Source organism: Nocardia sp. NPDC056541 (assembly GCF_042794235.1).
Lineage (GTDB): Bacteria > Actinomycetota > Actinomycetes > Mycobacteriales > Mycobacteriaceae > Nocardia.
Genome location: NZ_JBHTUD010000009.1, coordinates 265,095 through 288,024, shown reverse-complemented (window position 1 = coordinate 288,024; position 22,930 = coordinate 265,095). Strand labels below are relative to the sequence as shown.

Genomic DNA, 22,930 nt, shown 5'->3' with positions numbered 1-22,930 from the left:
TCGGTCTCGCCATCGCTTATGACTCAGTGGTTTTCGGAGTCACACAGCAATCCGGGCCCGCGATGGCCGCGTATGCCATCGCGACCTACGGTAACGCGCGGTGCGCCATCATGTACCGGTGGTTCGGAGCCACAGACCGCAGGTCACCGCGTCGCGACCCCACGCGCCGATCCCCACCCGCTACGGCACAATGCGGTATCGCAGCATCATGTCGTGGTCTTCGTGGTCGAGCAGGTGGCAGTGCCAGACATAGCCCTGCAGCGCACTGGTCGCATGGTCGGAGTGCCGGTGGTCGCCGTGATCGTGGCCCTCGGCGAGCTCGGTCGGAATCCGGCGCGGGAACGTCGCGTCCGGATCGAAGCCCAATTCGGCCGCGGTCGGGAACCTGACGATGATGCTGGTGACGGTGCCGCCATCGACGCGAACGATGTCTTTGCGGCCCGCTTCCCACGGCTGCGGCGGCTGCATCGGACCGGCCAGGAAGCCATCGGCCGACGGCGCCCACCTGGTCCCGATCGGTGGCTGCGGATGCGCGCTCTGATAGTCGAGAGTCCGCAGCGGCGTCCGGCCGAGAATGCGAAAAGTGACCAGGTGCAAGTGGATCGGGTGCGGATCGGGCGTGATGTTGATGATGTTCCACTGCTCGACGGTGCCCTGCCGTGGCATTTCGATCTCGGGACTGGTGAAGGTGAGGTTGTTGAGCGACATGATCGCCGGCGGCACCCGCAGTTCGTAGGGCTGACTCACGGTGACATCGCGAATGACCGTCGGCGTCTCGATCGGCGGAACCATCGGCGGCTGAAATGCCCCGCCGCGCAACCGTTGCGGCACGCCGCCGGACCAACCGGGCCGATCCTGCACCCGGAACTGGCAGAACCTCGGCATCGCGACCTCGCCGAGGATCGCGGCTTGGGATACCGGTGCTTCGTCGTTGCACAGCTCCACGGTCTCGCCCGGCGCCAACTCGGCGAAGTCGACGAGCACGTCCACCCGTTCGCCCGGTGACAACCGCAACTCGCGGACGGCGACCGCGGCGTCGAGCAGCCCGTGATCGCCGCCGATCACCCAGAACCGCATCCGGTTGCCGAAGAACAGATTCCACACACTGAACGACGCCGCGTTGAGCACCCGGAACCGGTACAGACCACGGGCGACCGGCAGGTACGGCCAGATCTTGCCGTTGACCAGACCGATGTCGCCGACCGCACCGCCTTCCCATCCGCCTGCCGGCACGATCGGAGTCGAACGGACCGACTGTTGCCCAGCGGCGGTGAACAGTTTCTCCTGCAGGACGAGGGGAATCTCGAACTCGCCTGCGGGCAGGCCGAGCGGATTGCCGGGTTCGCCGGTGTCGAATTCGTCGCGCAGCAGCAGCATTCCGGCCAGCCCGGCGTAGACGTTGAGTCGGGTGATACCCATGGCGTGGTCGTGATACCAGAGGTGTCCTGCGTCCTGGGCCAGCGGGAATTCGTGGTCGATGCCGCCGCCGGGATAGACGAGTTGCTCCGGGTGCCCGTCGCTGTCGGGCGGTGTCACACCGCCGTGCAGGTGCAGCGATGACGGTGCGGCGGTGCGGAAACTCGCTGCGACGCCGTGCAGGCTGGTGTCGACGTCGTCGGCGAGCGGGTGGGTGGTCAGCCGATTCTCGAACCGCAGCCGCAGTGCTGTGCCCACCGGATGCTCGATCGTGGGGCCCAGATAGCTCAGGCCGTTGTAGCCGAGTGCCGCCGATTCCGGCAGGTCACGGTGGAAGCGATGGGTGGTGGTCGAGGCGATGAGATCGAGTTGGGTGCCCCGCAGCACGGGCAGCCGGGGTAGCTCGTCGACGAACGGTTCGACCTGCGGGGAATGAAACAACAGTGGACTTCGTACGCCGGGCGGGACGGCCGAGACCGGTATTTCGAGCAGCGCCGCGCCGAGCAGACCCGCCCCCGCCGCGCGTAGCAACCGGCGGCGGTCGATCGGATGTTCCATGGTCGAACCCTTTCCGGGCGGCACCGTTGCCCACCCGAACGGGGCGACCATACCACTGGGTACGGCTATCCATACTGATTAGAATGGAACCGGACAGGTCGATCCCCGGTGTGTGAAACACCCACGCACCGGGGCGAACTCACGAATCGACCGACGGGTGAGGCCGTAGACCGTGGTGTAGTTCGCCTCGACCCAGGCGGCGACAGAGGAGGCGGACTCACACCCCCTTGACCGCGGTTCGGTCCATGAACCCGAACAGGTACCCGGCCACCCGCCGCATCTGAATCTCCTCCGCCCCCTCGGTGATGCGGTAGCGCCGATGGTGCCGATAGATGTGCTCGAAGGGCTTGTGCCGCGAGTAGCCGAGACCACCGTGCACTTGCATGGCCCGGTCGGCGGCTTCACAGCACAGCCGGTTGGCCCAGTAGTTGCACATCGAAACCTGTTCGGAGGCAGCGAAAGTGCCGTAGGTGTCCATGGACCAGGCGGTCTTGTGAACGAGCGTGCGCAGCATCTCGCACTGTGTGTGCAATTCCACCAGCGGGAATTGGACGGCCTGGTTGACTGCCAGCGGCTTGCCGAAAGGCTTGCGCTCCTTGGCGTAGGCGACGGACTGGTCGATGCAGTACTGCGCCGCACCGAGACTGGAGGCCGCTTGGCGGATCCGGTTCTCGTTGAAGAAATGCTGGACGACGCCGAGCCCGAGACCCTCCTGCCCGAAGATCGCCGAACTCGGGACCCGCACCTCGGTCAGCGAGATGCGCGCGTGGTCGGTGGGCATGTTGAAGGTCCAGAGGTACTCCTCGATCCGGAAGCCGGGCGCGTCGGTCGGCACCAGGAACGCGGTGATGCCGTGTCCGTCGCCGGGTCGCCCCGCGGTGCGGGCGAAGATCAGATCGGCGTCGGCGATGTGGACTCCGGTGTTCCAGGTCTTGGCCCCGTTGATGATCCAGTCCTCGCCCGCCCGGACAGCGGTGGTCGCCATATGGGTGGCGTCGGAACCATGATCGGGCTCGGTGATGCCGAAGGCGAAGAACTTGGTGCCCGCGGCCAGTCCGTCCACCCACTGGGCCTGCTGGGCCGGGGTGCCGTACTCGAGCATCAGCAACAGACCCACATTGTTGGCGACGATGGCGTGTTCGTTCTGCAGGTCGCAATGCAGACCGAGCCCCCGGCCGGCCAGGTGCTCGCGAATCACGGCCATCCCGAGATTGGTGCCGTCGCGCCCGCCGAACTCGCGCGGGAAGGCATAGCGGTAGTGGCCCGCGGCATCGGCACGACGACGCGCTTCGGCCAGTAGTCGCTCCCACTCCGCGGTCGGCAGGCCGCCACGGTCCCAGTCGGTGCGGGCGTCCTCACGGCGGTGGTCGAAGAAACGAATGTTGTCGGCCTGCTGCTCGAGCGGGACGATCTCGGCTTCGATGAAAGCATCCAGCTCGGTCAGATATCCGGCCAGATCTTCGGGCAGTTCGAAATCCACTGTCTCTCCTAACCTTTCGCCTCGGGACGAATCTGCATGAGCAGGTCCCACTCGATTTCCGAAACACGACGTCCGCTGGCGGCCATGACGATGTCGCGCACGCTGCCGTCGACATGCGCGGCGGCCTGGGCGGCCAGGCCGACGCCCCAGGCCAGCGTGCCCATCACCTTCCACCAGCGGAATCTGTCGAGGTCGAAGTCACCGCCCGCGGCCTGGTAGCCGCGCAGGAAGCTCGCGCGGTCGGCGAAACCGCCGAACTCTCGTTCGTCCGCACCGAAGCGCCACATCCGCAGCGCGGGCCAGGCGACGTCACGCATCGGGTCGCCGAACCGCTGAGCGCCCTCCCAATCCAGCACGGCCCGCAAACCGTCGGCGACGACGACGATATTGCCGTTGCGCAGGTCGGTATGCAGCAGTGCGGTGCGCGGCGGCGGGCCAGGGAGCCGCTGTTCCAGCCAGCGCAGCGCCAGCTCGAACACCGGCCGGTCGCCGACCAGCACACGCACGTCCGCCTCGGCCGCGGCGAATAGGGCGGCGGCCGGATCGGCGCCCGCGGCGGACATGGTGCGCGGAGCGGCGGCCGGATCGATGGCGTGCAGCCTGCCCATCGCCTCGCCCCACTCGCGGGCCACCGTCTCGGCGTTGCCCGCGGCCGCGATGAGGCGTAATACCCTGCGCGGGACGGTCTCCCCGGCCACGTGCTCGCTGACAACGAACGGCTCGCCCACCACGGCCGGATCCGCGCAGACCGCCACCACCGCGGGCACCGCCACTCCGTGCGTGCGCGCCAGCTCACGCACCGCCGCCTCATCCTCGACCGACATGATCTGCACGGCGGCAGGCACGAGCGTGGCGACCAGCTTGCGGGCCCGCTCCCCCTCGACGTGCGCGGTGAAGCCGACATTGCGTCGGCGCGCACCGGCCGAAAGGTACTCCAGCTCGTCTACTCGCGTAGGCGCGGCCCAGGTCCGGGTCAGGAACTCGGCCAGACCTGCGACGAGATCGGTGGTCACTGCCCCTCCCAGCTGTCGTAACCGGGTTTGGCGATCGCCAGGTCGGCGCGCACCACCTCGACAAGCGCCTGCCACAGGGCGCGCTCGTCGTCGGCCGCGGCGAGTAGTTCGTGTTCGTGCCGCGTCGCCGCCGGCGCGAGATCGATCTCGCGCCGCACGATCCTGGCCAGATTCGCCCCCACCCGCGCACGGTGCTGCAGCGCGGGTGGCAAGGCCGGCAGCAATGTGCTCTCCAGTAGTTCGGCCAGGGACTCCAGCAGCTCGGCTGCGGGTGGTTGATTCTGCACAGTGACACCTCTGACGCTGCCGCCATCGTGAACGAACTCAGCGTTTTGACTCGAAGGTGAAGCTACGGCAGATCGCGCAACGAGACAATAAGAGACTCAAAGCCTATATATCTCACGGCTTGGCGTGTTAGAAATACCGCCAACGGCAAGGAGGCGGTTGTGACACGTCCGTATCGGCTGATCGTGTGGGGCCCCGGCGATATGGGCGGGCGGGCGCTGCGCACAGCGCTGGCATCCCCCGATTTCGAGGTCGTGGGAGTCAAGGTGTTCAGCCCGCACAAGCACGGCAAGGACATCGGCGAACTGGTCGGGCTGGCGCCGGTGGGCATCACGGCGACCACGTCCAAGGCGGAAATCCTTGCACTGAAAGCGGATTGCGTCGTGCACACGCCGACGACACCGTCTCTGGTGCAGGGCGCCGATGCCGATGTGCTCGACCTGCTCGAGTCCGGCAAGAACGTGGTGTCCGCGGCGTCCTATCACAATCCGGCCATGCCCACCTGGCTGTCCGAATCGCGTTCGCCGCTGGAGGTATTGCGCACTGTCGCGCAGATGCGGGTGACCGGAGGCGCCTTCGGGCCGCAGTTGCCCAAGGCGCTGTCGGCGCTGAAAACGCTCATGCGCGTGGCAGATTCGGGCCCGCTTCGGTTCGCCGGTCCGGTCCTGGAGCGTCTGGCCGCACCGGTGGTGGACCGGGCGATCCCACGCCGAGCGACAGGCGAGCGACTTCAGGCTGCCTGCTTGCGGGGCGGGGTATCGCTGCACGGCACTGGCCTGCACCCTGGACTCATGGTGGAGCAACTGCTGCTGCGTCTGGCCGGGCTGCTCGACGAGGTGCGCGAGGTGAAATTCCTGGAGGTCGGTGATCTTTCGGCCGCGCCGGACGGCATGTGGGGCGGTCTGGCCAGCCTCGGTTTCGGGATGCCGCTCAGCGCGGTCGACTCCGACCACGCCATCGCGCTCATGCAGCACTTCTACTTCGACGCGGTGCTCGCCACCGTCGCGCACACGCTGTTCGGCGCCCGCGCCGAGGAGGTGCGGGTGGAACGGCATGTCTATCCCGTGCCGGCGCGGACCCGGGTGCAGGCCGGCGGCAGTGTGATCGAGCCGGGCACGGTCGGCGCCATCCACATGAGCTACCGCGGCTACCTCGGCGACCGGTTGTTCATGACCAACGCCGAATGCTGGCACGTCGGCCCGGGCAACGCCCACCTCGGGCCGGATCATCCGCGCAGCCTGGCCGGTGGGCATGTGATCACGCTGGACGGCAGCCCCGCCCGGATCGAGATGCGCAACGAACTCGACGACGAGTCCTACGAGGGCGATTGGTCCGCGGTCACCGACATCTCGGTCAAGGCGATGCTCGACGTCATCCCGGAACTGTGTGCGGCGCCGGCCGGTGTCGCGACGCCCGACCTGAGCCCTCGATACCGTCTGGAGACAGTATGACCTCCCCGCTGCTGGTCGCAGTGCTCGGCGCCGGGCCGCTCGCCGACCGGATCGCCGCGCACCCCGATATCGCTGTCGCGCCCCCTTCCTCGGCCGCGGTGGTCATCCACCTGACTGCCGATGTCGATGCGGTTGTCGCCCAGCTCGGCGCGGGCCGTGACGTGGTGACCGCGCTGCCCCTCGAAGCCCTCCCCCTGGACGAGGTGCGGGACGCCTGCCGCGACGGATCGTCCACCCTGCACGCCACCGGCGGCTTCCAGTCGGCGGTCGCGGCGCGGCTCACCCGCTCGCTCGCCGCCGCGACGCGGGAGATCACCAGGATCGAACTGATCGAGGAGCTCGAGCTGCCCGACGACGGCGTGTATCCGTGGAACACGGTGCCGGAGGAGATGTTGCCCGGCTACTACTTCTCCGGTCTGCGCGTACTGGACGACGCCGCCTTCACCGGCTCACGCTCCGACACTCCCGAGCAGGCCGGTGCCGTCTACACCCTGGGCGACCGGATCACTTACCGTTCGATCCGCACCCGAGACACCGGCACGGTTGCGCTGCGCTATCGCCTGGTCACCACCACCACAGCTGGAACTGCCACGGCCACAGTCGATTTCCATCCCACCGACGGCGTTCACCCGGCCGATCATCTGACGTCGGTGGATCTGGTGAAGGCACTCGGTCCGGTTCACGCGAGCGAGCCCGGCATCGTCCTGCGCGATCTCGGCATCACCTATTTGGTCCCGGACGACCGGCTGCCGCGGTCCACGTAGGGCCGAAGGCGGTTGGATATCACCTTCTCGCAGGTCGTTACCCAGACCTTGCCGGTAACTGCAGATTCTGCTGCTCCGGATTCATCGCGAAGCCCACTTGCCTCACAGCCCACAGCCGCGCCTCTCCGCCGTGTCGTGAGTTGCAAACATATTCAGATGCGAATATCTATACCTCTTACTACCAGATGCTCGGCACCCCGACCGGTCCCAGCCGGGCCCGTGCCGGACATGGGCTTCACTGACCGTTTCGAGGCTGATGACCCGGTAACCAAGATGATGTCCGGTGACGGCAGCGGCCCCGCCTCGGAGATCTCCGAGGCGGGGCCGCAAGCGAAAAGAGCTGCTATGAGCTACTTTTCATGCACTCGACACCGCTACTTCTGCGCGGCCTTGAACTCACGACGACGCCGGTGCAGGATCGGCTCGGTGTAGCCGTTGGGCTGCGTGGTGCCTTCCAGGACCAGTTCCTTGGCGGCCTGGAACGCGATGTTGTCATCGAAGTTCGGGGCCAGCGGGCGGTAGGTCTTGTCGTTCGCGTTCTGGCGGTCGACGACCGGGGCCATCCGCTCGAGGCTGGCGATCACGTCGGCCTCGGTGACGATGCCGTGGCGCAGCCAGTTGGCGACCAGCTGGCTCGAGATGCGCAGGGTGGCACGGTCTTCCATCAGGCCGATGTCGTTGATGTCGGGCACCTTGGAGCAGCCGACACCGTGATCGATCCAGCGGACCACGTAGCCCAGGATGCCCTGGGAGTTGTTGTCCAGCTCCTGACGCTTCTCCTCGTCGGTCCAGTCGGTGGACTGGGCGAGGGGGATCTCGAGGATCTGGTCGACGGTGGCGCGCGGGCCGCCCTTGGCGATCTGCGACTGCTGCTTGAACACGTCCACCAGGTGGTAGTGGGTGGCGTGCAGGGTGGCAGCGGTCGGCGAGGGCACCCAGGCAGTGTTGGCGCCGGCCTTGGGGTGGCCGATCTTCTGCTCGAGCATGCCCGCCATCAGGTCGGGCATGGCCCACATGCCCTTGCCGATCTGCGCCTTGCCGGGCAGGCCCTTGGCCAGGCCGGTGTCGACGTTCCAGTCCTCGTAGGAGGTGATCCAGGTCTGGGCCTTCATCTCGGCCTTTCGGACCATCGGCCCGGCCTCCATGGAGGTGTGGATCTCGTCGCCGGTGCGGTCGAGGAAGCCGGTGTTGATGAACACCACGCGGTCCTTGGCGGCCCCGATCGACGCGGCGAGGTTGACCGTGGTGCGGCGCTCCTCGTCCATGATGCCGACCTTGAGGGTGTTGCGGGTCAGGCCGAGGACGTCCTCGATCCGGCCGAACAGCTCGTTGGTGAACGCGGCCTCGTCGGGGCCGTGCATCTTCGGCTTCACGATGTAGACCGAGCCGGTGCGCGAGTTGAGGCGAGTGTTGTCACCGTTGAGCGAGTGCACGGCGATCAGCGAGGTGATCAGGCCGTCCAGGATGCCCTCGCCGACCTCGTTGCCCTCGGCGTCGATGATCGCGTCGGAGGTCATCAGGTGACCCACGTTGCGCACGAACAGCAGCGAACGACCGTGCAGGACCAGCTCGGAACCGTCGAGCGCGGTGAACACGCGGTCGGGGTTCATGGTGCGGGTGAAGGTCTTGCCGCCCTTGGAGACTTCCTCGGCCAGGTCGCCCTTCATCAGGCCGAGCCAGTTGCGGTAACAGACGACCTTGTCGTCGGCGTCGACCGCGGCGACCGAGTCCTCGAAGTCCATGATCGTGGTGAGCGCGGACTCCAGGACGATGTCCTTGACACCGGCGGTGTCGGTGGAGCCGATCGGCGAGGTGGCGTCGACCTGGATCTCGATGTGCAGCCCGTTGTGCTTGAGCAGGATCGAGGTCGGGGCCTCGGGGTCGCCGAGGTAGCCGACGAGCTGCGACGGATCGGCCAGGCCGATGTCGGTGCCGTCTTCCAGACCGATCTCGAGCTCGCCGTCGACGATCTTGTAGTACGCCGAGCCGAGGTGCGAACCGGTGATCAGGGTGACCGCGTCGTCGAGGAAGTTGCGGCCCCACTCGATGACCTTGTCGCCGCGCACGCGGTTGTAGCCGCTGCCCTTCTCCGCGCCGTTGGCCTCGGGGATGGCGTCGGTACCGTAGAGCGCGTCGTAGAGCGAGCCCCACCGCGCGTTGGCGGCGTTGATCGCGAAGCGCGCGTTCATCACCGGCACCACGAGCTGCGGGCCCGCGGTGGTGGCGATCTCGGTGTCGACGTTTTCGGTGGCGATCTGGAACGCGGCCGGCTCAGGCTTGAGGTAGCCGATCTCGGTCAGGAACTGCTTGTAGGCGGCCTTGTCGTAGCCGGTGCCCGGGTTCTCGCCGTGCCAAGCGTCGAGCTTGCCCTGGAACTCGTCGCGCTCAGCGAGCAGAGCGCGGTTACGCGGGGCGAGGTCGTTGATGATCTGCTCGGCGCCGGCCCAGAACGCGGCGGAATCTACGCCGGTACCGGGGAGCGCCTCGTTCTCGATGAAATCGTGAAGAACGCTCGCCACCTGGAGCCCGCCGACCTGAATCCGCTCTGTCATCTACTGCCTCACTTTGGTGAAAACCGGGTGGGAAAAGTCGATGTCATGTTACCCGTGGGTAGAGGTGACACCTCGTGTGGGTTCGAACGCCCTGCGGCCTCCGTCCATTCCGCCACGCCGAGCCACCGAGGTCGGAGGCATGGGCGCGGCGGGTCACCCCTTGATTGTAGGTGCGCGGGCAATTAATGTACTGATCGGAACATTAAGTCGCGTGCCGGACCGAACGGAGGCGCCGTGACCACCGAACCGGTATCGCCCGTGCGCCGTCGCGGACGCCCCCGTGCCACCGAGCGCGCCGACACCCGCGAGCGGATCCACGACGCCGCGCTCGAGCTGTTCGCCGAACGCGGATTCCACGCCACGGGTGTGGCCGAGATCGGCGCGAGAGCCGACGTCCAGCGGGGTGCGCTGTACTACCACATCGGTTCCAAGGAAGACCTGCTGTGGGCGATCCTGCGCGACTACACCCGGCTGCTGCTCGCCGACGCCGAACGCATCATCGAGGCCGGCACCGACCCCGTCGAGACCCTGCGCCTGCTGATTCGCAGTCACGTCGAGCTGATCGTCACCCATCGGCGCGCGGTGGCCGTGCACCTGCGTGACGCCGACGCACTCACCCACGAACACGCGGTCGTGCTCCAGCAACTGCGCGATCGGCTGCAGCGCCACTGGCAAGACGTGATCGACGCGGGCCACGCGGCCGGTCAACTACGCACCGCCGACCACATCGTCACCAACGGCATGCTCGGCATGCTCAACTCCCTGGGCTACTGGTACCGCGAGCGCGGCTCCCATTCCCCCGCCGAGATCGCCGACATCCTCACCGACACCGTCCTGTCCGGGCTGCGCGCCACGGGCGACAACACGAAAGGCTGACCATGGCTTGGGATTTCGAGACCGATCCGGAGTACCAGCGCAAACTCGACTGGGTAGCGGAGTTCGTTCGCACCGAGGTCGAGCCCCTGGATCTGCTCTACCCCAACCCCTACGACCGCGCCGACCCCGAGATCCGGGCGCTGATGCGGCCGCTGCAGCAGCAGGTCAAGGATCAGGGCCTGTGGGCCTGCCATCTCGGTCCCGAGCTCGGTGGTCCCGGTTTCGGCCAGCTCAAGCTGGCACTGCTCAACGAAGTGCTCGGTACCTCGATGTGGGCGCCGCTCGTGTTCGGTTGTCAGGCACCGGATTCGGGCAATGCCGAGATCCTGGCGCACTTCGGCACCGAGGAGCAGAAGGCGAAGTACCTGCAGCCGTTGCTCGACGGCGAGATCGGCTCCTGCTACGCGATGACCGAGCCCACCGGCGGCTCCGACCCGACCGCGTTCCGCACCACCGCGGTGCGCGACGGTGACGAATGGGTCATCAACGGCGAGAAGTGGTTCAACTCCGCCGCCGAATTCGCCACCTTCCACATCGTGATGGTCGTGACCGACCCCGAAGCCGAACCGCACCAGCGGTTGTCGATGTTCATCGTGCCCGCCGATGCGCCCGGGCTCGAGCTGGTGCGCAACTTCACCGTGCCCGGGTTCAGCGAACACGAAGGGCATCTGCGATTCACCGATGTCCGGGTGCCCGCCGATCATCTGCTCGGCGCGGAAAGCGCGGGGTTCATCGTCGCGCAGACCCGGCTCGGCGGCGGACGCGTGCATCACGCGATGCGCACGGTCGCGTTGGTACGCAAGGCCTTCGACATGATGTGTGAGCGCGCGGTGTCGCGCCCGGCCCGCAAAGGTGTCGTCGGCGGCTTCCAGATGACCCAGGAACGCATCGCCGACAGCTGGATCCAGATGGAGCAGTTCCGCCTGCTGGTCCTGCGCACCGCGTGGCGCATCGACCAGGCCCAGGATTATCGCGCCGTCCGCAAGGACATCGCCGCCATCAAGATCGCCATGCCGACCGTCATGAACGACATCGCCCGCCGCGCACTGCATCTACACGGCGCGATGGGCGTGAGCACCGACCTGCCCTTCCTCGACATGACCACCTACGCCGAGGTCATGGCCATCGCCGACGGCCCGACCGAGGTGCACAAGATCACCCTCGCCAAGGAAGTGCTCAAGAACTACGCGCCGGGAGATCCGGTGTATCCGAGTGGCTACCGGCCGGCGCTGCGCGAACAAGCCCGCGATCTGGTGGCGCGCAGGCTCGAACACGAGGTCGGCAACCACTGAAGGTCCCCGATCGCGGGGTAGGCACGAACTAGCCTGCCTCGCATGGGTGGTGTCAGCAATCCCGGGGACAACGGCACGCAACGATCACCTGCCGGGACCGAGGACGAAGCGGTCCCGGCACATCCGGTCGCGAATCGTCGTTCGGTCAACAAGCCGGTGTTCCTCATCGCCGCGGGCACCGTGCTGGCCTTCGGGATCTGGGCACTGGCCTCACCGTCGAGCGCCGAGACCATCGTCGGCGAGGTCAAGACGTTCACCACCACCTGGTTCGGGTGGTGGTACTTCGTGCTCGCCACGGCCATCCTCGGCCTCGTCGTTTTCCTCGGCGCCAGCCGGTACGGCCGCTACCGGCTGGGACCGGAGGAGTCACGGCCGGAGTACAGCCTGTTCTCCTGGACGTCGATGCTGTTCGCGGCGGGTATCGGCATCGACCTGATGTTCTTCTCGGTCGCCGAGCCCGTCTACAACTACCTGCGTCCCCCGCTGGGTGAGCCGGGCACCAACGAAACGGCCCGCAACGCGGTGGCCTGGACGATCTTCCACTACGGCATCACCGGTTGGGCGATGTACGCGCTGATGGGCGGTGCACTCGCCTACTTCGCGTTCCGCCACAACCTGCCGCTGACGATCCGTGCCGCGCTCTATCCGATCTTCGGCAAGCGCGTACACGGCCGGTGGGGCGACGCGATCGACGTGGCCGCGGTGCTCGGCACCATCTTCGGCATCGCCACCTCGCTGGGCATCGGCATCGTCCAGCTCAATTACGGACTGCACCAGATGTTCGGGATCCCCCAGGGCAAGGCCGCCCAGATCGGGCTGATCGCACTGTCGGTGGCCATCACCACGATCTCCGCTACCACCGGCGTCGACAAGGGCATCCGGCGATTGTCGGAGCTCAATGTCATCATGGCGATCGCGCTGCTGATCTACATCCTGGTGGCGGGCAACACCGATTTCCTGCTCAACGGCCTGGCCCAGAACGCGGGCGACTACCTGTCGACCTTCCCCGACCGGACCCTCGACACTTTCGCGTGGGAGCGCAACCCCGAGACGGCGAACGCGCCGTCGACCTGGCTCGACAGCTGGACGTTGTTCTTCTGGGCGTGGTGGGTGGCCTGGGCACCGTTCGTCGGCCTGTTCCTCGCGCGCATCTCGCGTGGACGCACGCTGCGCGAGTTCATCTTCGGCGTGCTCGTCGTGCCGTTCAGCTTCACCCTGATGTGGATCTCGATCTTCGGCAACAGCGCGCTCGAGGTCGCCAGGGACGACCGAGCCTTCGCCGAGAAGACCGCGGACCGAGCCGAACTCGGCTTCTACTCGCTGCTCGAGAAATATCCCGGCGCGACGCTGTTACTCGGCGTCGCGACCATCACCGGGTTGCTCTTCTATGTGACCACCGCCGATTCCGGGTCGCTGGTCATGGGCAATTTCACCTCGAAGCTGCCCGATCCGATGGCCGACTGCGCCACCGGCACCCGCATCTTCTGGTCGGCCGCGATCGGCGTGCTCACCCTGTCGATGCTGTTCGCCGGTGCGGGCGGGTCCATCACGACCCTGCAGAATGCCACCATCATCATGGGGTTGCCGTTCTCGTTCGTGTTGGCGCTGATCGGCATCGCGCTGCTGCGCGCTGTCCGCAACGAGTCGTTCAAACTCGACAGCTACCGCACCTCGTTGCCCAAGGCTTTCGCCGCGGGCCGTGGACCGGCCGAACTCAGCAGTTGGCGTCGCCGGTTGCTCTCGACCATCAACTACCCGGGGCCCGCGGCCACCCGCAAATTCATCAGCGGCACCGTCGATCCGGCGATGCACGATGTCGCCGCGGAGTTCGAGCACATGGGTATGACGGCGACCATCGACGATTCCCAGTCCAACGAGGGTCTGCCGTCCCCGCGCCTGCTGGTCGATCAGGCCAGTGAGCCCCGGTTCGAGTACGGCATCTGGCCGGTCTCGGCACCGGCCCCGACCTACGCCGTGCTCGCGCAACGGTCCGGGGATCGCTACTTCCGCTGCGAGGTCTACCTGGCCGAGGGGTCACAGGGCTACTCGCTCAACGGCTACAGCCGCGAGCAGATCATCGGTGACATTCTCGACCAGTACGAACGCCACCTCGGCTATCTGCACCTGCGCCGCGCGGCGAGCGATCACCACGAGCCCGAATCCGGCGACGTCGACAGCACCGACCGCGAACTGTGAAGGGATCAGCATGAGCGACACTCTCTATATCGACGGTTCCTGGCGACCGTCAGCGTCCGGGCAGACGCGCGAAATCCGCTGCCCGGCAGACGATTCCCTCGTCGGGGTCGTCGCCGAGGCCGGCCGCGACGACACGGTCGCCGCGATCACCGCGGCCCGGCGGGCCTTCGACGAAGGCCCGTGGCGCCGCACCGGCGCCGCCGAGCGGGGCGACCTGCTGCTGCGGGTCGCCGACGCGATCGACGCGCGACGAGACGAGTTCGTGCGCGCCGAGACCCTCGACACCGGCAAGCGCCCCTACGAGTCCGACATCGACATGTCCGACATCGCGAACTGCTTCCGGTATTTCGGCAAGCTCGCCGCCGACGACGCGGGCCGGATCGTCGACGCGGGCTCCCCTGACATCGACTCCCGCATCGTCTACGAACCGGTCGGGGTCTGCGGGTTGATCACGCCGTGGAACTACCCGCTGTTGCAGGCGGCCTGGAAAGTCGCCCCAGCGCTGGCGGCAGGCAATACGTTCGTGCTCAAACCGGCTGAACTGACTCCCCACACCGCGATTCTGCTGATGTCGGTGCTCGATGACCTCGGCGTGCCCGCCGGGGTGGCCAATCTCGTGCTCGGCGCGGGCGCCACCGCGGGTGCGCCGCTGTCCGAACATCCCGATGTCGACCTGGTCTCGTTCACCGGCGGGCTCGCCACCGGCAAGATCATCGCGCGCGAGGCGGCCGCCACGGTCAAGAAGGTGGCACTCGAGCTGGGCGGCAAGAACCCGAATGTCGTCTTCGCCGACGCCTGCGACACCGACGAACGGCTGGCCGCCAGCGTCGACAACGCACTGAACGCGGCCTTCCTGCACTCCGGTCAAGTGTGTTCGGCGGGCGCGCGCCTGGTCGTCGAGGAATCGGCCCACGACCGTTTCGTCGACGAGTTGGTGCGCCGCGCAGAGCAGATCCGGCTCGGCTTGCCCTTCGTCGAGGGGACCGAAACCGGGCCGCTGATCTCGGCCGCCCACCGCGACAAGGTGAACGCCTATGTCGAGCAGGCCCGCGCCGAGGGTGCCGTCATCCGCACCGGTGGCGCGTTCGCCACCGGCGACCGAGGCTCCGGAAACCTCGACAACGGGTGGTTCTACCTGCCGACCGTCATCGACGACGCCACCCGCGCGATGGCGTGTGTGCACGACGAGGCGTTCGGGCCCACCGTGACCGTGGAGACCTTCACCACCGAAGACGAGGCCGTCGCCATCGCCAACGACACCGAATACGGGCTCGCGGGCGCGGTCTGGTCCGGTGACGCCGCACGCGCCCGCCGCGTCGCCGCCCGGCTGCGGCACGGCACGGTGTGGGTCAACGACTTCGGGCCGTACCTGCCGCAGGCCGAGTGGGGCGGTTTCGGCCGCTCGGGTGTCGGGCGCGAGCTCGGTCCGTCCGGCCTGCACGAGTATCGCGAGGCCAAGCACGTCTACGAGAATCTCCGGCCGGGCGTCACCGGCTGGTTCGCCGATCGGGAGGAACAGCGGTGACCACATACGATTACGTGATCGTCGGCGGCGGTTCCGCGGGAGCGGCCGTCGCGGCACGATTGTCGGAAGACCCGTCGGTGACCGTCTGTCTGCTCGAGGCGGGACCGTCCGATGTCGACGACCCGGCCGTCCTGCGACTCGATCGCTGGATGGAGCTACTGGAATCGGGCTACGACTGGGACTACCCGATCGAGCCGCAGGAGAACGGCAATTCGTTCATGCGCCACGCCCGCGCCAAGGTGCTCGGTGGCTGCTCCTCGCACAACAGCTGCATCGCGTTCTGGGCTCCGCGCGAGGACCTGGATTCCTGGGAACGCGAGCACGGCGCCACCGGGTGGGGTGCGGACTCGGTGTATCGGCTGTACCCGCGGATCGAGACCAACGACGCCCCCGGCGAGCACCACGGCCGCGGCGGCCCGGTGCACATCATGACGGTGCCGCCGCACGATCCGTGCGGTGTCGCCTTGCTCGACGCCTGCGAGGCGGTCGGTATCCCGCGCGCCGAGTTCAACGCGGGACGCACAGTCGTCAACGGCGCCAACTTCTTTCAGATCAACCGGCGAACCGACGGAACGCGCTCGTCGTCGTCGGTGAGCTATCTGCATCCTCATCTCGACCGGCCGAACCTCACCATCCGGACCGGCGCGTGGGCCAAGAAGATCGTGATCGAGAACGGGCGGGCCGTCGGGGTCGACATCACCGACAACGCGTTCGGTCGGACCACCCGGATCACGGCGAACCGTGAGGTGATCGTCTCCGCCGGCGCCATCGACTCGCCGAAGCTGCTCATGCTCTCGGGCATCGGGCCTACAGTTCACCTGCGCGAGAACGGCATCGAGGTGATCGTCGACTCGCCCGGTGTCGGCGCGAACCTGCAGGACCATCCGGAGGGTGTGATCGGTTTCGAGACGACGCGACCGATGGTGGACAGCTCCACCCAGTGGTGGGAAGCGGGTATCTTCACCCCGACCGAGGACGGCCTCGACCGGCCGGACCTGATGATGCACTACGGCAGTGTGCCTTTCGACATGCACACACTGCGGCAGGGGTATCCGACCGCCGAGAACACCTTCTGCCTGACGCCGAACGTCACCCATGCCCGCTCACGCGGCACGGTGCGCTTGCGCTCGCGCGATTTCCGGGACAAGCCGAAGGTCGACCCGCGCTACTTCACCGACCCCGACGGTCACGATATGCGCGTGATGATCGCCGGTCTGCGCAAGGCACGCGAGATCGCCGCGACCGCACCGCTGTCGGATTGGGTGGCGCGTGAGCTGTATCCGGGGCCGGAGGCGCAGACCGACGCCGAACTCGCCGATTACGTCCGCCGAACCCATAACACCGTCTACCACCCCGTCGGCACGGTCCGCATGGGCGCGGTCGACGACCCGATGAGTCCCCTCGACCCCGAGCTGCGGGTCAAGGGCGTCGAGGGTCTGCGTGTCGCCGACGCTTCGGTGTTCCCCGCGCACACCACGGTCAATCCGAATATCACCGTGATGCTCGTCGGCGAACGCTGCGCCGAACTGGTCGCCGCCGATCGGACGTAGGTCAGCCGAGGACCGGCCCGTCCCCGCGCAGCAGAACTCTGTGCCCCGAAATAAATCAGCCGACATTTCGGACACGGTGTGCCACCATGATTTCACGCAGGTGATTCGCATCGGGCGAGGAACCGACGAGCAGCATCGAGAGGAGGAGACGGCCGTGAAACAGCAAGCGCCACAGCGAGAATCGGATAAGACCTTTCGCCGCGCGAGTTCGGTCCATCGCGCGATGCGCCTGGATATCGATGGCTCCGGCCGTTTCCTGATCGTGGCCTGACCGGCCCGACCCGCCTCCGCTCCCGACGTTCACACCTCTCTCGAAACATGGTGATTCCCATGCTGATTCGTCATGCCGTCGACCCGACGGCGCCCGCTCCCGACACCTGGATACACACGAGGGTGCTCGTGCTCAATGCCAGCTACGAGGCCCTCGACGAGATCACCGCCGATCGGGCCGTGACCTTGCTGATCAGCGGCGCCGCCGAGACCGTGATCGAGCGGGCACCCCGGTTCCCGATCCGCTCGCAGCATCTGGTCATCGCGTTGCCCGAGACGATCCGGCTGGTGCGCTACGTCTACCTGGCGCACGTCACGCCGATCGGTGACGACAGCCGCGCCACCCTGGCCGGCGTGTTGCGTCGCGACAAGCACCGCTGCGGCTACTGCGCCGACTGGGCGCACACCGTCGACCACATCCGCCCCCGCAGCCGGGGCGGACCGAACACCTGGGGCAATCTCGTCGCCTGTTGCGCACCGTGCAATTCAGGCAAGGCCGACCGCACCCCGGAAGAGGCGGGGATGCGGCTGCTGTGGGAGCCCAAGGCTCCCGACCCGCTCGCTCGCAAGCAGCGCCGGATCTGGAAGGAGTACGCGCCGTGACCACCACCGACCTCGCACTGACCGAACTGCTGACCCTGTCCGATTCGGGGCAATGGCACCGCGCCGCCTGCCGTGGTGACCCCAACCACGAGGCGTGGTTTCCCTACCCGTCGCAGGACTTCGACTACGCCCGCAAGATCTGCGCCGGGTGCCCGTTGCTCGCGGGGTGCGCGGAGTACGCGGCACAGACGGGTCAGTCAGGGGTGTGGGGTGGTCGTGAATACGATCGCGGCCGCGTGATTCGCGCGTGACCGGCAGCGCCGGGTGTCCGCTGTGGCACCCGGCTCTGCGCGTCCGGCACGCACTGCACGGTTGCATGCGCTGCCTCGACCGAGGCTGACCACTCTTGCCACCTGCTGTGACCTGCGGCGATGCGCACCGGTATGCGCTGTGCTGCGGTTGCGCGCGGTGTCCTTAAACTTGCCGCGTGGGTACGCATCGCAACGGGACCAGTTCTCGAAGTATCAGCAAGGGTCCGGTTATCGCGGCATCGGCAATCGTGCTGGTGATCGTCGCCGTCTTCGCCTGGGTCCAGCTCAGTGATCGTGCGGCGACCACCGATGTCGCGGCCGCCGCCGAGTGCGTCGAGGGGGCCTCACAGCTCGACGTCACCGTCGATCCGGCGATCTCGGGCCCGGTGCGTGCCGCGGCCGACCGGTTCAACGCGACCAAGCCTCGGGTGCGCGACCACTGCGCGCAGGTGAAGGTGTCGGCCCGCCCGTCGAGCGCGCTGGTCGCCGGTCTCGCCGACACCACGAAATGGGATCCGGGTCTCGGTCCGCAGCCGGGGCTGTGGATCGCCGATTCGAGCCGGTCGATCGAGCTGGTTCGGGTGCCGGGTCTGATCGAGGGCACACCCGCCTCGATCGCCACCAGCCCGATCGTGCTCGCCGTGCCCGATGCCCTGCGTCAAGCGCTCGAACAGCACCAGATCTCCTGGGCCGACCTGCCACGACTGCAGCAGGGCTCACTCGACGAGGTCGGCCTGTCCGGCTGGGGTGGGCTGAGCATGGCACTGCCCGCCGGTGACGCCACGACCGCCGCCGCCGCGTCCATCGGCGCGGCGATCTCGGGCACCGAACCGTTGACCGAGCAGGCCGCCAAGTCGGGTCAGGTCGTCGCCGCGATCTCCGGGCTCGCCGCCGGCGCGCAGGCACCGGCCGACCTGATGACCGCCATGTCGGAGATCAGCGCGAATCCCCTCGACGACGATGTGCACGCGGTCGCCGCGACCCAGCAGCAGCTCGGCACCGGCGGACTCACCGCGTTCCGGCCGGTCGGCAGCGCGCCGCTGGCCGATTATCCCGCCGCGCTGATGTCGGGTCCGTGGGTCGACAAGACCCAGAATCTGATCGCGTCACGATTCATCGACTTCCTGCGGGCCCCGGAGCAGGCGGGTGCGCTCGCCACCGAGGGCTTCGGGCCCGCCATCGGTTCGGCACCGGCGAATCCGCCGCGCGCGGCACTGGAGAAGGTGCAGTCGACGCTGGCCAACCCGGTGCTCGGGGTGAACGCGACGGTCCTGCTCGACGTGTCGTCGTCGATGGGTACCGCCGAGGGCTCGACCACCCGGCTGTCGAACGCGATTGCCGCGGTCGCCTCCACCCTGCAGGTGATGCCGCCCGACTTCGGGCTCGGCCTGTGGACGTTCGGCAAGAACCTCGACGGCACCACTCCGTACAAGGTGCAGGCGGCCACCGAGCTGCTCACCGATTCCCAGCGCAATGCGGTCGGCTCGGCGATCACCGCGGTGAAGCCGAGCCAGCTCGCCGCGGATCAGGCCTACCCCAGCCTGCTCGCCGCCTACCGCGCGGCGGTGGCCGGTTACTCCCCCGGTCGCACGAATTCGATTCTGCTGATCACCGACGGTCCCGACGACGATTCGACGCTGACCGGCACCGCGCTGGTCGACGAGATCACCGCGGCGACCAAGTCGGGCAAGCCCATTCGCATCGACATCGTCGTGGTCGGCGGCCAGGGCACCCAAACCCTGCAGACCCTCGCCGACCAGACCGGCGGGACCTACACCCGCATGCCGACGAGCAACGACCTCGGTTTCGGCACCGCGGTCGTCAAGGCGCTGACCACGCCGTAGGTCACCGGCACGGCGGCCGCTACAGGGAAACCCGCACCAGTGCACCGGATTCCATCGCTACCCAGAGGTCACCGGCAGCGTCGACGGTGAGTCCGTGCGGTTCGGCGCCCGGTAGGTCGAGATGAGTGATCGTGCCGTCGGTGGTGATCCGGCCGAGACGGCAGCTCGCCCACTCGGTGAACCACAGCGCACCATCGGGGCCTGCCACGATCGCGTGCGGGCGGGCGTCGGTCGCCGGGAGCGCGAATTCGGCGACGGTGCCGTCGAGGTCGATGCGCCCGATCGCACCCGCGCCGATTTCGGTGAACCACAGTGCGTCGTCGGGGCCCGCGGTGATGCCGACCGGTGCGGCCGCGGGCGTGGGGATCGGGTAGACGCGCAGCGCGAGGTCGGTGTCGACGCGGGCGATCGCATTGCCCTGGTTCAGCGTGAGCCACAGCGCCCCATCGGGCCCGGGCGTGATCATCGAGGGCATACCGTCGACCTCGACGCGGGTGAGGTTGCCGTCCGCGGCCAGCCGCCCGACCCGACCCGCCTGTAATTCGGTGAACCAGAGCGCTCCGTCCGGCCCGGCGCACGCACCGTAGGGACCTTCCACGGACAGGCTCGTTACCACACCGTCGACGGTGATCCGTCCGAGCCGACCACCCTGGAACTCGGTGAACCACAGGTCATTATCGGAACCGGCGACGATCACCGTCGGTTGCCCGTCGGACTGCTCGAGCGGATAGGACCGCACGATCCCCTCCGCGCAACGTCCGATCACACCCTGCGTCACCAGCGTGAACCACAGCGCCCCGTCGGGCCCGACAGTGATCCCGTACGGAGCGCCGGGCACGTCGATCACTTGCACGATCTCAGCCAAAATCCTCAATTCCCTTCTGTATTCCGCGGAAACGGCGGCGCAGCGCCCGGTCGTGCGACACCACGACCACCGCACCCCGATACTCGCTCAGCGCGCGTTCGACTTCCTCGACCAAGGTCAGCGACAGGTGGTTGGTCGGCTCGTCCAACAGCAACAGGTCGTGTTCACCGGCGAGCACACCGGCCAGCGCGAGCCTGCGCCGCTGACCTTCCGAGAGGGTACCGACCTCACGATCGAGCAGTTCGGGGGCGAACAGCCCTGTCGCCAGCAATGAATCGCGCCCGAATCCGTAGGTGTCGGTGACACTTCGGGCCGGATCGAAGCGCTCGTCCTGGCGCAGGTAGCCGATGCGTCCCGGTGCTGCCGCGTGGATCGCGTCGAGCAGTGTCGATTTGCCCGAACCGTTGGGTCCGTGGATCAGCAGCCGCTCGCGCGGGCCGAGCGTCAGCGCGCCGAGGTGGAACTCCACGCCGCTGCCTGCCGCGAATCGGCCGCGGAACCGCAACGGTTCGGGTGGTCGCGGCACCGGATCCTCGCGCAGCCGGCGCAGGCGCTCGGCCGTATTGCGCACCCGCGACGCGACCGAGCTCTGCACCCGCCCGGCATTGCGGTCGTAGGCCATCTTGTTGTTGTCGGTCATCGCGCGACCCCGCGCGACCTGCTGGGCAGTGCTCGTGGCGAACTCCTCGAGCCGCCCGATCTCGCTGCGCCACTGCGCATAGGCCTGTTCCCAGCGAATGCGTGCGGCCGCCTTCGCCGTCAGGAATCCGGTGTAGCCGCCGCCGAAGCGGGTCAACGCGCCGTCGGCGACCTCGAGCACCGCGGTGACCACCCGATCGAGGAAGGTCCGGTCGTGCGAGACCAGCACGACTGTGCCCTGATGGGTGCGCAGGCGGTGTTCCAGCCAGGTGAGCGCGGCGTCGTCGAGGTGGTTGGTCGGTTCGTCGAGCAGGAGCACCTCCGGCGAGGCAGCGAGCAGGCAGGCCAGCCCGAGGCGGGCCCGTTCGCCGCCGGACAGGCTGTCGAGGGGTCGGTCACGGCCGATACCCGCCACTCCGAGTCCGTGCATCGACGCGTCCACCCTGGCATCGGCGGCGTAGCCGTCGCGCGCCTCGAAACGGGCGAGCAGCGCGCCGTAGCGGTCCATGTCCTGCGCTTCGGCGGCGGCTTGCATGCCCGCCTCGAGTTCGCGCAGTTCGGCCAGCGCCAGTTCGATGGCCGCACCGACTGTGTCGCCGGGCAGTGTTTGCGCGAGGTGGCCGATCCCGCCCTCGGCGGTGACGGTGATCGTGCCCGCGTCGGGTCGAGCGAGCCCGGCGAGCAGGTAGAGCAGGGTCGATTTGCCTGCGCCGTTCTCGCCGACGATGCCGACGCGTTCACCGGGCCGGATCGAGGCCGAGATGGTGTCGAGCACGGGCCGGTCCGCATAGGACTTCGAGACTCCGCGCAGGGACAGTTGAGTGGTCAAACAGTGCTCCAATCGCTACTCGTGTAGCTTTAACAGTACAAAACCGCGACAGCTAACGCAACAGGAGTTGTTTTTGGAACCACAACGACGCCCCGGCGGACGCAGCGCCCGAGTCCGGGAAGCCGTTCTCGACGCGACGGCGGACGAACTCGCCGAGCGGGGCTACCAGGACCTGAGCATGGAAGCTGTCGCTCAGCGCGCCGGAGTGCACAAGACCACCGTCTATCGGCGCTGGCGCGGCCCGGAGGGGCTCGTCGCCGACGCGCTCGAGCGCGCCTCGCAACAGCCATGGCCGATCCCCGATACGGGCACCCTCACCGGAGATCTCCGTGCGCTGACCGAATTGCTCCGACAGGGCTTCACCGATCCCGAATCAGGCTCGCTGGCAACAGCTTTCATCGCAGCAGGGATGCAACATCCCGAGGCCGCCGACGCGCTGCGCGGCTTCTACGCGGCGAGACACGACGAGGCGGCGGCGATCGTGGCGCGGGCGGTCGCGCGCGGTGAAGTCGACCCGGAGGTCGATGCCGCCGAGATCATCCGGCTCGCGGTCGCACCACTGTTCCACCGGCTGTTCATCACCCACGAACCCGTCACTGCCGACCAGGCGCGCCGAGCCGCCGACGTGGCCGCCGCGCTGGCGAGAACACCGATCGGCACCTGAATCAGCT

19 protein-coding genes are annotated in these 22,930 nt (G+C 67.7%); 12 read left to right on the top strand and 7 right to left on the bottom strand.

What is annotated here, in order from left to right; translation table 11 throughout:
* Window positions 1-180: 180 nt before the first annotated feature.
* The 4 genes from ACFQ9R_RS18280 to ACFQ9R_RS18265 all read right to left on the bottom strand — a co-directional run bounded on the left by ACFQ9R_RS18280 (window position 181) and on the right by ACFQ9R_RS18265 (window position 4,754).
* Window positions 181-1,974 carry a multicopper oxidase family protein gene (locus ACFQ9R_RS18280; protein WP_378991934.1) on the bottom strand — a complete coding sequence of 598 codons (1,794 nt, stop codon included), beginning with the start codon at window positions 1,972-1,974 and terminating at the stop codon, window positions 181-183.
* 217 nt (window positions 1,975-2,191) lie between these two features.
* A complete protein-coding gene (locus ACFQ9R_RS18275) occupies window positions 2,192-3,454 on the bottom strand; it encodes an acyl-CoA dehydrogenase family protein (protein WP_378991933.1) in 1,263 nt (420 codons plus the stop codon).
* A gap of 8 nt (window positions 3,455-3,462) precedes the next feature.
* Window positions 3,463-4,467, bottom strand: a complete 1,005-nt coding sequence (locus ACFQ9R_RS18270; RefSeq protein WP_378991932.1) for a phosphotransferase family protein — start codon at window positions 4,465-4,467, stop codon at window positions 3,463-3,465.
* The gene (locus ACFQ9R_RS18265) at window positions 4,464-4,754 is read right to left on the bottom strand and encodes a DUF6285 domain-containing protein (RefSeq protein ID WP_378991931.1); all 291 of its coding nucleotides are present in this window, start codon (window positions 4,752-4,754) and stop codon (window positions 4,464-4,466) included. Before ACFQ9R_RS18265 ends, ACFQ9R_RS18270 begins: the two co-directional genes overlap by 4 nt.
* A 159-nt stretch (window positions 4,755-4,913) precedes the next feature.
* On the opposite strand from ACFQ9R_RS18265, the gene ACFQ9R_RS18260 reads away from it, so the two are divergent.
* Both ACFQ9R_RS18260 and ACFQ9R_RS18255 read left to right on the top strand, forming a co-directional pair.
* Window positions 4,914-6,203 carry a hypothetical protein gene (locus tag ACFQ9R_RS18260; protein WP_378991930.1) on the top strand — a complete coding sequence of 430 codons (1,290 nt, stop codon included), beginning with the start codon at window positions 4,914-4,916 and terminating at the stop codon, window positions 6,201-6,203.
* Entirely contained in the window at window positions 6,200-6,967 is a 768-nt protein-coding gene (locus ACFQ9R_RS18255; protein WP_378991929.1) for a hypothetical protein, read from the top strand. The genes ACFQ9R_RS18260 and ACFQ9R_RS18255 overlap by 4 nt, the downstream gene beginning before the upstream one ends.
* Window positions 6,968-7,341: 374 nt before the next feature.
* Here the strand turns inward: ACFQ9R_RS18255 and ACFQ9R_RS18250 are convergent, their stop codons facing one another.
* Window positions 7,342-9,519: a malate synthase G gene (locus ACFQ9R_RS18250; RefSeq protein ID WP_378991927.1), complete on the bottom strand. Its 2,178-nt coding sequence runs from the start codon at window positions 9,517-9,519 to the stop codon at window positions 7,342-7,344.
* A gap of 234 nt (window positions 9,520-9,753) precedes the next feature.
* Between ACFQ9R_RS18250 and ACFQ9R_RS18245 the strand changes: the two genes are divergently transcribed.
* From ACFQ9R_RS18245 to ACFQ9R_RS18205, 9 genes are all read left to right on the top strand, one after another.
* Window positions 9,754-10,395, top strand: a complete 642-nt coding sequence (locus ACFQ9R_RS18245) for a TetR/AcrR family transcriptional regulator (RefSeq protein WP_378991926.1) — start codon at window positions 9,754-9,756, stop codon at window positions 10,393-10,395.
* Between the two features lie 2 nt (window positions 10,396-10,397).
* Window positions 10,398-11,687 carry an acyl-CoA dehydrogenase family protein gene (locus ACFQ9R_RS18240; RefSeq protein ID WP_378991925.1) on the top strand — a complete coding sequence of 430 codons (1,290 nt, stop codon included), beginning with the start codon at window positions 10,398-10,400 and terminating at the stop codon, window positions 11,685-11,687.
* Window positions 11,688-11,729: 42 nt separating this feature from the next.
* Window positions 11,730-13,883 carry a choline BCCT transporter BetT gene (gene betT, locus ACFQ9R_RS18235; protein WP_378991924.1) on the top strand — a complete coding sequence of 718 codons (2,154 nt, stop codon included), beginning with the start codon at window positions 11,730-11,732 and terminating at the stop codon, window positions 13,881-13,883.
* 10 nt (window positions 13,884-13,893) lie between these two features.
* Entirely contained in the window at window positions 13,894-15,408 is a 1,515-nt protein-coding gene (locus tag ACFQ9R_RS18230; RefSeq protein WP_378991923.1) for an aldehyde dehydrogenase family protein, read from the top strand.
* Entirely contained in the window at window positions 15,405-16,958 is a 1,554-nt protein-coding gene (locus ACFQ9R_RS18225) for a GMC family oxidoreductase (protein WP_378991922.1), read from the top strand. Before ACFQ9R_RS18230 ends, ACFQ9R_RS18225 begins: the two co-directional genes overlap by 4 nt.
* A 40-nt stretch (window positions 16,959-16,998) precedes the next feature.
* Window positions 16,999-17,229: a hypothetical protein gene (locus ACFQ9R_RS18220; protein WP_378991921.1), complete on the top strand. Its 231-nt coding sequence runs from the start codon at window positions 16,999-17,001 to the stop codon at window positions 17,227-17,229.
* Window positions 17,230-17,288: 59 nt separating this feature from the next.
* Window positions 17,289-17,831 (top strand): HNH endonuclease, encoded by a 543-nt coding sequence (locus ACFQ9R_RS18215; protein WP_378991919.1) that lies wholly within the window; start codon window positions 17,289-17,291, stop codon window positions 17,829-17,831.
* Entirely contained in the window at window positions 17,828-18,082 is a 255-nt protein-coding gene (locus ACFQ9R_RS18210; RefSeq protein WP_378991918.1) for a WhiB family transcriptional regulator, read from the top strand. The genes ACFQ9R_RS18215 and ACFQ9R_RS18210 overlap by 4 nt, the downstream gene beginning before the upstream one ends.
* 176 nt (window positions 18,083-18,258) lie before the next feature.
* Window positions 18,259-19,926: a VWA domain-containing protein gene (locus tag ACFQ9R_RS18205; protein ID WP_378991917.1), complete on the top strand. Its 1,668-nt coding sequence runs from the start codon at window positions 18,259-18,261 to the stop codon at window positions 19,924-19,926.
* A 19-nt stretch (window positions 19,927-19,945) separates the two neighbouring features.
* Here the strand turns inward: ACFQ9R_RS18205 and ACFQ9R_RS18200 are convergent, their stop codons facing one another.
* Window positions 19,946-20,791: a virginiamycin B lyase gene (locus tag ACFQ9R_RS18200; protein ID WP_378992054.1), complete on the bottom strand. Its 846-nt coding sequence runs from the start codon at window positions 20,789-20,791 to the stop codon at window positions 19,946-19,948.
* The gene (locus ACFQ9R_RS18195; RefSeq protein ID WP_378991916.1) at window positions 20,784-22,271 is read right to left on the bottom strand and encodes an ABC-F family ATP-binding cassette domain-containing protein; all 1,488 of its coding nucleotides are present in this window, start codon (window positions 22,269-22,271) and stop codon (window positions 20,784-20,786) included. Before ACFQ9R_RS18195 ends, ACFQ9R_RS18200 begins: the two co-directional genes overlap by 8 nt.
* A 61-nt stretch (window positions 22,272-22,332) precedes the next feature.
* On the opposite strand from ACFQ9R_RS18195, the gene ACFQ9R_RS18190 reads away from it, so the two are divergent.
* Window positions 22,333-22,923: a TetR/AcrR family transcriptional regulator gene (locus ACFQ9R_RS18190; protein ID WP_378991915.1), complete on the top strand. Its 591-nt coding sequence runs from the start codon at window positions 22,333-22,335 to the stop codon at window positions 22,921-22,923.
* Window positions 22,924-22,930: the final 7 nt, after the last annotated feature.